The following is an 11,658-nucleotide window of genomic DNA, read 5'->3' as shown; positions in this document are numbered from 1 at the left end:
GGGGAGTTGCGTACCGCGTGGAGAAGGCGTCGTACGAGGCTCCGTCACCAGGTGACGGGCAACGCGGTGATGCCGTGGACGAGCATCCCGGACGGCCGGGGCAGCTCCTCCGGCGCCACGGCCAGCTTGAGTGTCGGGAAGCGCTTGATGAGCGTGCCGATCGCTATCTGGAGCTCCAGCCGGGCGAGGCCGGAGCCGATGCAGTAGTGCGGGCCGTGGCTGAAGGCGAAGTGCGGGTTCGTCGGCCGGTGGAAGTCGAGCCCGTCCGGGTCGCTGAACTGGTTCGCGTCCCGGTTGGCCGACGCCAGGCCCGGCAGCACGGCGCTGCCCGCCGGAATCAGCACGCCGCCGAGCTCGACGTCCTCCGTGGCGATCCGGAGCAGCGCCTCGTCGCCGGGCGGGTAGGCGCGCAGCATCTCCTCCATGGCGTTGCCGATCAGCTCCGGCTCGGCGCGCAGGGCGGCCAGTTGCTCGGGGTGCGTGAGCAGCGCGACCACGCTGTTCGCGATCTGGTTGACCGTCGTCTCGTGGCCGGCCACCAGCAGGCTGATGCCCAGGAAGATCAGCTCCTCGTGGCTGAGCCGGTCCCCGTCCTCGTCGTGGATCTGGACCAGCGCCGAGAGCAGGTCCTCACCGGGGTTCTCGCGCTTGGCCTCGACGAGTTCGGAGAGGTACGTGAACAGCCCGATCTGGGCCTCCAGCATCTCGTCCTTCGTCCGCGAGGTGGTGGCCAGGAAGGCGCTCGCCCAGGCGGCGAACTTCTCCCGGTCGTCGAAGGGCACGCCCAGCAGCTCGCAGATCACGATCACCGGGAGCGGGAAGGCCAGGGCCGGGATGAGGTCCAGCGGGCCCTCCTGCTCGGCCATCGCGTCCAGCAGGGCGTCCGTGTGCTCCTGGATCCGCGGGCGCAGGGCCGCGACCCGGCGGGCGGTGAACTCCCTGGAGACCAGCTTGCGCACCCGGGTGTGCTCGGGCGGGTCCATGTTGAGCAGGCTCTTGAACTTCTGCGGGGCTGCTGCCAGCCGGGGGGCGCCGTCCTCCAGCGTGGCGGCCCGGCTGAACCGCTGGTCCGACAGGACGGTGCGGACCTCGTCGTACGTGGTGACCAGGAAGGCCTGGTCGCCGCTGGGCATCCGCACCTTGGACACGGGGCAGGTCTCCCGCAGCTCCTTGTACACCGGGCAGGCCTGCATCGCGGAGGGCCGCTCGAAGGGGTAGGGGCGTACCGCCTCGTCGTCGTGGGCGGAGTGCGCGGGAGCCGTGTCGGGTGCTGTCTCGGGCTGTGCGGTCATGGTGGTGAGTCCTCTTCGTAGCACGTCGGGGTCAGGCTGCGGGGTCGGGCCGGAGCAAGGTCCGGAGCAAGGCGCGGGGCAGGGCGGCGGGGTCAGACCTCGGACGGGTCGGCCGCGAGGCGGGCGGCGGGCGCGGTGGGCGTCGTGGGCGCCACCCGCACGACGGTGCGGCCGGTGCGGTGCGCCTCCTGGAGCGGGTAGTAGATGCCCGCGACGATCCGCCGCTTCAGGGCGTCGTTGGAGCTCACCAGCCGGTAGGCGAGCCCCCGCAGCGCCACCGGCACGGTGCCGGAGAGCGCGAACGCGCGTTCCTGGCGCAGCTGCAGGTCACGGGAGCGGGCCACGGCCTGCTCCCGCTCGTGCTGGAAACGTTCGGTGGCCTTCAGCAGCGCCGGCCGCTGGTCGCCGGAGCCCCGCAGGACGGGAGCGACCAGGGGCGCGAGCATCACGGCGTCGGTGATGGCGTGGTTCACGCCTTGCCCGAGCACCGGTGTCAGCGTGTGCGCCGCGTCGCCGATGAGGACCAGGCCGGGCATGGACCAGCGGTGCACGACCGTGGTGAAGATGTCCAGCATGGAGGTGTCGGACCAGCTGGTGACGGACTCCCGCACCTCCTGGGAGATCTCGGGGGCGAGCTCGTCGATCCGCTCGTACAGCGCGGGCAGACCCTGCCCTCGCATCTCCCGCAGGCCGCCCTTGGGGATGTTGAAGCCGACCCGTACCAGGTCGGGCACGGTGGGGATGAACAGGCCGTGCCGGTTCCCCAGGATCCGCACCCGGTAGGTGTGCGGGTCCCAGACCTCGGGCACCGGCACCTTGAACCAGACGAAGTCCCGCTCCAGCGGGATCTTCTCGTACGGCAGGCCCGCCATCTGACGCACCTTGCTGAACCGGCCGTCCGCGCCCACCGTCAGCGCGGCCCGCACCTCGACGTCCCCCTCGGGGCCGCGGACCCGGACACCGGTCACGGCCTCGCCGTCCCGCAGCAGTTCCACCGCGGTGCTCCGCCGCAGCAGGGTGAACCCCGGAAGCGAGGCACCCTCCTCGGCCAGCGCCGTCAGCAGCGGCGGCTGCGGAAGCTCCATCGGGTAGCGGCACGGCTGGTCGAATCCGGAGAAGTCGGCGTCCAGCACCACCCGGCCGCCGTCCATGATCTGCATCCGGCGGGTTTCCAGGGTCTGGTCGCGGACCTTGTCCAGAATCCCCAGACGTTCCAGCAGCCACACCGAGTCGGGTGAGATCGACTCACCGCGGAAAGAGCGGTCGAAGTGGCCGCTCTGTTCCACGACGACGACCTCGACCGAGCGGCGGGCCAGTTCGAGGCCGAGTGTCATCCCCGCCGGTCCGCCGCCGATGATGCACACCTGGGTGCGCACCGCCGCGTTCCCGGCCGGCCTGGCCCTGTCAGATCCCGTCACGGGCTGTCCCTCCTGCACGTCGGCCCCTCGTCGGGGAGAAGTCGGCCTCACGGCCCAGGGGGAGGCCCGACGGCGTCGCGCGCCGTCGGCCGCCTCCCCGGCGGCTCCGCCCGGGGCCCCCGGGGCGGAGCCGCACCACGCCGTGGCGCGGATCGGCCGGACACGGGGCGGTCCCGGCCGAGGCTCGTCGTACGCGGCGCCGCCATGCTTCGGGCGCCTCCTAAAGCCGGTCTTGCGTCCTTCGCCGCCGCGCGGGCCCGACAGGGCCGCCGCACCAGGCCGACGAGGGCTGTCGCCGGGACTTCAGCGGAAATACAGCGCCGTGCCCGATCCTGGCCGTCGCGCGTGACGGTCGGCGGGAGCGTTCCGGCCGATGCGGATCACCGCGCCCGCCCGCGCGCCCCCCACCAGCCCGTCCCGGGCAGCCAGCGCATCCTCCACGGCCCTGCGGATCACGGCCCGCAGACGGGAGGAAGAAGGAAGGAATCATGTTCTCCGCTCTGGGCTCGGCCCTTCACCGCCGAAGGATCGCCGTACTCCTCCTGTCCCTCCTGGTCACCGCCCTGGCCACGGTCTACGGCGGCACCGTGGCGGAGAAACTCTCCAACGGCCTGTCCGACTACGACGATCCGGGCGGCGGCAACGTCGCCGCTCGCGAGATCATCGAACGGGCCACGGGCAGCGACCCCCAGCAGGGCCACGTCCTGCTGGTACGCACCGACGAGCGGATCGGGGCCACCACCGCCCCGCCGAAGGCGGTCACCGCCGCCGTGGAGCTGCTGCGGTCCCGCCCCGAGGTCGAGGCGGTGGTGGACTACACCTCCCCCGACGGCGCCGCGCTCATCGCCCGTGACGGCCGCAGCACCGTGGTCGTGGGTGCCGTGGGGTCGCTGACGGACGCCGAGAGCGTACGGGCCGAGGCGGCCCTGCAGAAGGCCATCGAGGACGACCCGGCCCTGCGCGGCCGCACCTGGCTCGGCGGCGCCACCCCCGGCCACGTCCAGGTCGCCGAGGTCTCGGACACCGACCTGACCCAGGCCGAACTCCTCGCCACCCCGGTGATCCTGGTGGTCCTCTTCGTGGTCTTCCGGGGCCTGGTCGCCGCCCTGATCCCGTTGCTGGGCGGCATCGTCTCGCTGCTGCTGACCATGGCGGGCCTGCGCGTCGCCACCGAGTTCATGAACGTCTCCACCGGCGCGATGAGCCTCGCCTTCGCCCTGGGGCTCGGCCTGTCCATCGACTTCGGCCTGCTGCTCGTCTCCCGCTACCGCGAGGAACTCGCGGAGCGGGGACCGGGCGCGGAGGCGGTACTGCGGACCGTCGCCACCGCGGGCCGCACCGTGCTGTTCAGCGCCCTCACGGTGGCCGCGGCGCTCGCCGCGCTGACCGCCTTCCCGCAGCCCTATCTGCGGTCCATGGGCCTGGCCGGCGTCATCACCGTGGTGTCCGCGGCCCTGTTCGCCCTCCTCGGTCTGCCCCCGCTGCTGGCCGTCCTGGGCAGGCGGGTCAACTCCCTCGCCCCGCGCCGCTGGCAGCGCACGGCCGGTGCCGCGCGCGCCACCGAAGGGCGCTGGTACCGCGTCGCGCAGACCGTGATGCGCCGCCCGGCGGTGTTCGCGCTCCTCGCCACGGCGGTGCTGCTGGTGATCGCCTCGCCGCTGCTGGGCGTCCGCTTCACCGGCGTGGACCCCACGCTGCTGCCCCAGGAGACCAGCGCGGGCAAGGTGGCCGCGGTGCTCGACGAGGAGTACGACTCCCGGGCCACCTCGCCCCTGCAGATCGTCCTGGAGACGGACGGCGCCCCGGACGCGTCCCGGCTCGGCGACTACACGGAACGGATCGGCGCCGTACCCGGTGTCGAGGCGGTGGGCACCCCCGTCGAACTGGACGACCGGCACTGGGAGATCGACGCCGTCCTCGCGGAGGACCCCCTGTCCGACACGTCCCTCGACGCCGTCGGCACCGTCCAGGACCTGGCTGCCCCGTACCCCGCCCGGTACACCGGCCGGACGGCGGACTTCCTGGCACAGCGTCAGAGCATCGCCGACAGCCTGCCCCTGGCCGGCGGCATCCTGGTCGGTGTCACCCTGTTGCTGCTTTTCGCCTTCTCCGGCTCGGTGGTGCTGCCGCTGAAGGCCCTGCTGATGAACCTGCTGTCCACCGGGGCCGCGTTCGGCTTCCTGGTGTGGGTGTTCCAGGACGGCAACCTCGGGTTCTCCGCGCAGACCGGGCTGGAGGCGACCACACCCGTCCTGGTCTTCGCGCTCGCCTTCGGACTGTCCACGGACTACAACGTCTTCCTGCTGAGCCGTATCAAGGAGGCCCGGGCGCAGGGCCTGGACAACCGTGAGGCGGTGGCCCAGGGGCTGTCCCGCACCGGCGGGATCGTGACCTCGGCGGCCGTCCTGTTCTGTGTGCCCGTGGGCGCGCTGGCGATGTCCCGCCTGGTGTTCATCCAGGAACTGGGCCTGGGCGCGGCGTTCGCCGTCCTCATCGACGCGACCGTGGTCCGGGCCTTCCTCGTCCCCTCCCTCATGGCCCTCCTCGGCGCCGCCAACTGGTGGGCCCCGTCCCCGCTGCGCGCTCTGCACCGCGCGCTCCGCCTCGACCGGATGGACCACGCCGACACCCCCGAGCCCGCCCCCGCGCCGGCTCCCGACAGGGCGTCCGCAACCGTCGGCTGACGAGAGCCGGGCGGTACGGCCCGGGCCCGGGTGCCGTCCGAGGCCCCGGGCCCGGGTGTCCCGTGATCACCGAAGTACGACGCGTCCACGACGACGAAAGGCCGCCCGCCCATGCCGAAGGTCAGCGAGGCCCACCGGGACGCCCGTCGCCGGCAGATCCTGGACGCCGCCCGTGCCGTGTTCGCCGAGAAGGGGTTCGTGCGGGCCTCCACCGGCGACATCGTGGCGCGGTCGCGGCTGTCCAGCGGCGCGATCTACAGCTACTTCCCGAGCAAGGACCACCTCGTCCGGGCCGTGTGCGAGGACACCATCGGCCGGGCGCTGGAGCAGGTCACCTCGCCGGACCTGTCCGCGTCGCCGCAACGCGTCCACGGCACCGGCGACGGGCGCGAACACGCGCGGCTGATGGCGCAGATCTGGGGCGAGGCGGCCGTCTCCCCGAGCCTGGCGGAACAGGTCCGCGGCCATCTGGCCACCGCCCACGAGAAGGCCGCCGGCCTCATCCGCGACGAACGCGGCGGGCACGGCCTCTGCGACGACGCGCACGCCACCGGCGCGGCGAACGTGCTCCTGGCCCTCCTCACCGGGTACACCCTGCGCCTGGCCATGGGCGACGAGGCGAACCCCGACGCGTACGTCCGGGCGATCCACACCCTCATCAGAACGCCCTGACGCCCCCGTTGGGCGGCCGGGCCGGCGCGGACACCGGTCGCGGCGGATCCGGCGTCGCCGACCCGGTCAGGGCGCGGGCGGCAACCCCAGCCGCACGGCGGCGAGTCGCAGGGCCTCGACCAGGGCCGACGTCCGGGGCTGCGGGCCGGACGGCGAGGCGGGCCAGACCGCGGCGATGCGGCGGTGGCCCGCGACCTGGACCGTCGGGAGGGCCACGGTCTCCGGCGGGGCGTCGGTGAGGGCGAGCGTGGGGACGACGGCCGCGCCCAGGCCCGCCCGGACCAGGGCGAGCGCGGTGGGGAACTCCAGGGCCGTGTGCGCGCGGCGCGGGGTGAAGGCGTACTGGGCGGAGATACGGTCCAGTGCCCGACCGCAGGCCGTGCCGGCCGGGGCGGCTACCCAGGGACGGTCGGCCAGATCCCTGACCGAGCGGGGCGACGGCGACCAGTCGGCGGGGGTGATCACCCGGTACGCGTCGTCGGCGACCGCCGCGGACGCCAGGTCGCGCCCCTGCTCGGCCGGGCCGGGATCGGCACCGTCGTACTCGACGACCAGCAGGTCCAGGCCGCCGGTGCGCAGGTCGCGCAGGGCCCCCGGGCCCTCCGCCTCCACCACCCGCGGTTCCAGACCCGGATGGGTGCGGGCGAGCGCGTCGAGGGCGGGGACGAGCAGGTGGCACACCGCGGAGGAGAACGCGGCGACCGTCACCGGCCCCGTCGAACGGCCCGTCAGCTCGGCGAGTTCCCGGCGGGCCTCGGCGAGCTCGTGCTCGATGCGTCCGGCCCGCGCCGCCAGCAGTCGCCCCGCCGGGGTCAGCCCCGCCCGGCGCCGCGAACGGTCCACCAGCGGCTGGCCCACCTCCCGCTCCAGCTGCGCCAGATGCTGTGACACGGCCGAGGGCGTCAGATGCAGCACCTTCGCCGCGTCCACCACTCCGCCGCGCAACGCCACCGCACGCAGGACGCGCAGCCGACGGGGGTCCAGTTCCATAAGCCGTACTGTAGCGCCGCTTCAGTAAGTCTTGCTTGTGGTGAAGTGGCACTGCAGGGAGGATGAGGGCATGAGTGAGTACGGCGATGACCAGGGCGGGAACGGCGGCGCACGGCACGGGGGCGACGGCCGGAGCACGCACGGCGAGCAGTGGCGGATCCGGTTCGACGCCGAGGTGACCTTCGGCAACGGCGGCGGGCTGCAGACCCGGGGCTTCCTGCTGGACGTGCCGGACCCGGAGATCGGCGACGGCGACCTGGCCGAGCTGTTCGTCCGGCATCTCGGGCTGCTCATGGTCGACAAGGTGCACGTCAGCGGCCGGGAAGCGGTACGGGAGCCGCACAAGGGCTCGCGGGGGGTGGCGGGCACCGCCGCCGGACCGGGGAGGTCCGCGCGGGGGACGGGCGGCCGCCGGGTCGTCGACCTCAGCCACTCCATCCGGCACGGCATGACCACCTACCCCGGCCTGCCCGGCCCGGAGATCGGCGACCACCTGAGCCGGGAGGCGTCACGCGCGGTGTACGCGCCCGGCACCGAGTTCGCCATCGGCCGTATCTCGATGGTGTCCAACACCGGCACCTACATCGACAGCCCCTTCCACCGCTTCGGCGGCGGACACGACCTCGCCGCCCTGCCGATCGACACGTTCACCGACCTCGACGGCGTCGTCGTCCGCGTCCAGGACACCGGGAGCCGGGCCGTGGGCCGCGAGGCGCTGCTGCCGTACGACCTCTCCGGGCGGGCGGTGCTGATCCACACCGGCTGGGACCGGCACTGGGGCACGGACCGCTACGGGCACGGCCACCCCTACCTCACCGCCGACGCCGTCGACCTGCTGGTCGGACAGGGCGCCGCCCTCGTCGGCATCGACTCCCTCAACATCGACGACACCGACGACGGCACCCGCCCCGTCCACACCGGCCTGCTCGCCGCCGGTATCCCGGTCGTGGAGCACCTGCGGGGCCTGGAGCAACTGCCCCCGCAGGGCTTCCGGTTCCACGCGGCGCCCCCGGCCGTCGAGGGCATGGGCACCTTCCCGGTACGGGCGTACGCGGTGCTGGACGACCCGTGCGGCGCGGATCGCGCGCAGGTCCCCTCACGGGAGTCCTAGGCTGACCGGGTGACCGATCTCGACATCAAGCGCGTGGACGGCACCGCCGGCGACGAGGAACTCGAAGCCTGGCGGTACGTCCACAATGCGATCATCCCCACGCACCCGCTCTCGCTCGACGACGTCCGGCAGCGGGCCGCGCGCAACGAGCTGGAACTCGCGTACGCCGACGGCGTGCTCGTCGGCAACTCCACGGTCCGCCCGCCCGACGGGGACCCGGCGACGGCCACCGTCATCGCGCGCGTGCTCGCCGAACACCGCGGGCGCGGATACGGCGGGCGGCTGTACGAGCGGGCGGTGCGGCGGGCGCGGGAACTGGACGCCCGGGTGATCGAGACCTGTGTCCTCGCGTCGAACGAGGACGGCCTGCGGTTCGCGCTCGGCCGCGGCTTCGTGGAGACCGAGCGCTACCTGCTCGACGGCGACACGATCCCGTACATCGACCTCCGCCTCGCGGAGGCGCCGGCCTCCTAGAGCTTCCCCGCGATGTCCAGCGCGGCCACGTACCCGAACGTCATCGCGGGCCCGATCGTCGACCCGGCGCCCGCGTAACTGCGGCCCATCACGGCGGCGCTGGCGTTGCCCGCCGCGTACAGGCCGGCGATCACCGAGCCGTCCGGGCGCAGGACGCGGGCACGGGCATCGGTGAGGAGGCCGCCCTTGGTGCCGAGGTCGCCCGGGACGATGCGCAGGGCGTAGTAGGGCGGCAGCCACAGGGGCGCAAGACAGGAGTTCGGGCGCACGGACGGGTCCGTGTAGTAGTGGTCGTAGGCGCTGTCGCCCCGCCCGAAGTCCGTGTCGTCCCCTTGCCGGGCAAGGGAGTTGAAGCGGTCGACGGTGGAACGGAGGGCGGCGGCGGGGACACCGATCGCGCCGGCCAGCGCGTCGACCGTCCACGCCTTGTGGACGGCCCCGGCGTCGTACCACTCGTCCGGGAACGGGAAGGTCGGCACGATGTCCTTGAACAGGTACCGGTTGCGGTAGTTCTGGTCGACGATCAGCCAGGCCGGGATGTGCGAGGCGGACGGCGTGTCCTTCTCGTACATGGTGTGGACGACATCGCTGTACGGCCCCGCCTCGTTGACGAACCGCGCACCGGCCCCGTTGACCAACAGCCCACCGGGCAGGGTGCGTTCGGCGAGACAGAACCAGGCCTGCCCCGGGGTGTCGATGGCCGGACCCCACCAGGCGTCGTCCATGAGCGCGAGATCGGCACCGGCCCGCCGGCCGGCCCGGATCCCGTCCCCGGTGTTCTCCTTCGCCCCCACCGTCCACCGCGTCCCCACGGGCTGCTCCTGGTACTGCGCCCGCATGGCCGCGTTGTGCTCGAAGCCACCGGAACCGATGATGACGCCGCGCCGGGCACGGACGAGTCCGGGGGAGCCGTTGCGGCTGACGACCACACCGGTCACGGCCCCGTTCTCCGTGGACAGGTCGGTCAGCGGGGTGTCGAGCCACACCGGGACATCGGCGCGGAGCAGCCCGGCCCGCAGCCCGCCCGCCAGTGCCTGCCCCATGGTGAGCGGCTTCTGCCCGAGCAGCGCGGCCTTCGTGCCCCGGGCGAGGCACTCGGTGGCGACGGCCAGCCCCTTCGCGCTCACGGTGGTCAGCGCGAGCCACTTGTAGTCGGCGCTGAACACCACCATCCCGGCCGGCGTGGCCAGATAGGCGGGATTCAGCCGGGCCAGCTCCTCGCCCAGCAGGTTCCCGTCGAACTGGTCCGGCTCGATGGACCGCCCGTTCGGCAACCCGCCCGGCAGCTCGGGGTAGTAGTCGCTGTACCCCTCCATCCACCGGAACCTCAGCGGGCTGTTGGCCATGACGAACGACAGCATGGCGGGCCCGTGGTCGAGGAACGCCTTCTGCCGGTCGGCGGGCACCTCGTCCCCGACCACGGCCGCGAGGTACCGCGCCGCCTTGGCCGGCGTGTCCGGCACCCCGGCGGCCTTGATCACACTGTTGTTGGGCAGCCAGATCCCGGCCCCCGACCGCGCCGCGGACCCGCCGAAGGTCGGTGCCTTCTCCACGACGACACAACTCAGCCCCTGCTTGGCCGCCGTGAGCGCGGCGGTCATCCCGGCGGCACCGGAGCCGACGACGACCACGTCGTAGGTGCCGAGGAGGGGCGGGGCGGCGGCGACGGCCGGACTTTCCACGACCACACCGGCCGCGACGGCGGCCCCCGCCCCCGCGGCCGTACCGAGCACCCGCCGCCGACTGGGGCCGACCCCCGCCCCCGTACGTCTCTCAGGATCCGCGCTCTTGGACATGCCGGACGCTCCAGCCTCACGAAGGGACGGTGGCCGTGCCGCCGCCCCGGCGGCGACGGTCCCGTGCGCCCCCGGGCGGTGTGCGGAGCCTCGAATCTGACGGGAAGGGGTGGTGAAGTCAAGGGTTTCACTGACGCCTCATCAGATGCCTTTGCTCCAGCCCCATTTGACCTGCATATTCGTTTCGCGGGGTAGGCGCGTGGGAAATCTTCCGGCAGCGTGGTCCCGGTCCGCGGACCGAGGGAGGGGGACGCTGTGCATGACCTCGTACGGACGCCGGACCATGTCCCGACGGCCGACGGGCGGCGGTTGCGGGTCGAGTGCGCGGGGGATCCGGACGGACGGCCGGTGTTCCTGCTGCACGGGATGCCGGGGAGCAGGGTGGGTCCGCGCCCCCGGTCCATCTTCCTCTACCACCGCGGCGCTCGGCTGATCAGTTACGACCGCCCCGGGTACGGCGGTTCGGACCGGCGGCCGGGACGGCGGGTCGCGGACGTCGTGGGGGACATCGAGGCGGTCGCCGACGCACTGGGTCTGGACCGCTTCGCCGTCGTCGGCCGTTCCGGCGGGGCCCCGCACGCGCTGGCCTGTGCCGCTCTGCTGCCGCACCGGGTGACCAGAGCGGCGGCCCTGGTGACCCTCGCGCCCCAGGACGCGGAAGGGCTCGACTGGTTCGCGGGGATGGCCCCGCACAACGTCCGCGAGTTCCGCTCCGTGCTCACCGACCCCCGCGGCTTCGTCGCCCAGCTGATCCCCCGGTCGGCCGCCATCCGCTCCGACCCCGCCCGGCTGCTCGACGAACTGCGCGGTGATCTCACGGACGAGGACCGGGCGATCGTCTCGGACGACGGCATCCGGTCGATGCTGCTGCGCAACTACCACGAGGCGCTGCGGACCTCTCCGTACGGCTGGATCGACGACGCGCTCGCACTGACCGGCCCCTGGGGGTTCGACCCGGCGGAGATCAAGGTGCCCGTCCTGCTCTGGCACGCCGGCAAGGACGTCTTCACCCCGTCCGCCCACTCCTCCTGGCTCGCCGACCGCATCCCCGGCGCGCTCACCGTCTACGAACCGGCCGCCGCCCACTTCGCCGCGATCCGAGCCCTGCCGGACGTCCTGAGCTGGCTCCTCACGGCCACGGCGCCGGCGGCGGCGTGAACGGGCGCCTCACGCGCTGCCCCGTGGCCCTGCCCGTCCCGGCGGCCCCGCACCCGCCGACGC

9 protein-coding genes are annotated in these 11,658 nt (G+C 73.4%); 5 read left to right on the top strand and 4 right to left on the bottom strand.

What is annotated here, in order from left to right:
* Positions 1 to 44: 44 nt before the first annotated feature.
* Both ACFU5F_RS19720 and ACFU5F_RS19715 read right to left on the bottom strand, forming a co-directional pair.
* Complete coding sequence (locus tag ACFU5F_RS19720) at positions 45 to 1,292, bottom strand: cytochrome P450 (protein WP_383888676.1); 1,248 nt, start codon at positions 1,290 to 1,292, stop codon at positions 45 to 47.
* Positions 1,293 to 1,384: 92 nt separating this feature from the next.
* A complete protein-coding gene (locus tag ACFU5F_RS19715) occupies positions 1,385 to 2,710 on the bottom strand; it encodes an FAD-dependent oxidoreductase (RefSeq protein ID WP_383888674.1) in 1,326 nt (441 codons plus the stop codon).
* Positions 2,711 to 3,198: 488 nt separating this feature from the next.
* Here ACFU5F_RS19715 and ACFU5F_RS19710 point away from each other — a divergent pair, with 488 nt between their 5' ends.
* Positions 3,199 to 5,394, top strand: a complete 2,196-nt coding sequence (locus tag ACFU5F_RS19710) for an MMPL family transporter (protein ID WP_383888671.1) — start codon at positions 3,199 to 3,201, stop codon at positions 5,392 to 5,394.
* A gap of 111 nt (positions 5,395 to 5,505) precedes the next feature.
* Positions 5,506 to 6,066, top strand: a complete 561-nt coding sequence (locus ACFU5F_RS19705; protein WP_383888669.1) for a TetR/AcrR family transcriptional regulator — start codon at positions 5,506 to 5,508, stop codon at positions 6,064 to 6,066.
* Between the two features lie 66 nt (positions 6,067 to 6,132).
* Here ACFU5F_RS19705 and ACFU5F_RS19700 read toward each other — a convergent pair whose 3' ends face one another.
* Positions 6,133 to 7,056 carry a LysR family transcriptional regulator gene (locus ACFU5F_RS19700; protein ID WP_383888666.1) on the bottom strand — a complete coding sequence of 308 codons (924 nt, stop codon included), beginning with the start codon at positions 7,054 to 7,056 and terminating at the stop codon, positions 6,133 to 6,135.
* A gap of 70 nt (positions 7,057 to 7,126) precedes the next feature.
* Between ACFU5F_RS19700 and ACFU5F_RS19695 the strand changes: the two genes are divergently transcribed.
* Positions 7,127 to 8,167: a cyclase family protein gene (locus ACFU5F_RS19695; protein WP_383888663.1), complete on the top strand. Its 1,041-nt coding sequence runs from the start codon at positions 7,127 to 7,129 to the stop codon at positions 8,165 to 8,167.
* 9 nt (positions 8,168 to 8,176) lie between these two features.
* On the top strand, positions 8,177 to 8,641 hold the full coding sequence (locus ACFU5F_RS19690; RefSeq protein ID WP_383888660.1) for a GNAT family N-acetyltransferase: 465 nt from the start codon (positions 8,177 to 8,179) through the stop codon (positions 8,639 to 8,641).
* Here the strand turns inward: ACFU5F_RS19690 and kstD are convergent.
* A complete protein-coding gene (gene kstD / locus ACFU5F_RS19685; RefSeq protein WP_383888657.1) occupies positions 8,638 to 10,437 on the bottom strand; it encodes a 3-oxosteroid 1-dehydrogenase in 1,800 nt (599 codons plus the stop codon). The genes ACFU5F_RS19690 and kstD overlap by 4 nt on opposite strands.
* Before the next feature lie 255 nt (positions 10,438 to 10,692).
* Between kstD and ACFU5F_RS19680 the strand changes: the two genes are divergently transcribed.
* Positions 10,693 to 11,595, top strand: coding sequence for an alpha/beta fold hydrolase (locus ACFU5F_RS19680; RefSeq protein WP_383888654.1), 903 nt, complete (start codon positions 10,693 to 10,695; stop codon positions 11,593 to 11,595).
* Positions 11,596 to 11,658 lie beyond the last annotated feature (63 nt).

Source organism: Streptomyces sp. NPDC057438 (assembly GCF_042802995.1).
Classification (GTDB): Bacteria; Actinomycetota; Actinomycetes; order Streptomycetales; family Streptomycetaceae; genus Streptomyces.
The sequence above is the reverse complement of the archived record's forward strand: the minus strand, read 5'-3'. Positions and strand labels throughout refer to the sequence as shown.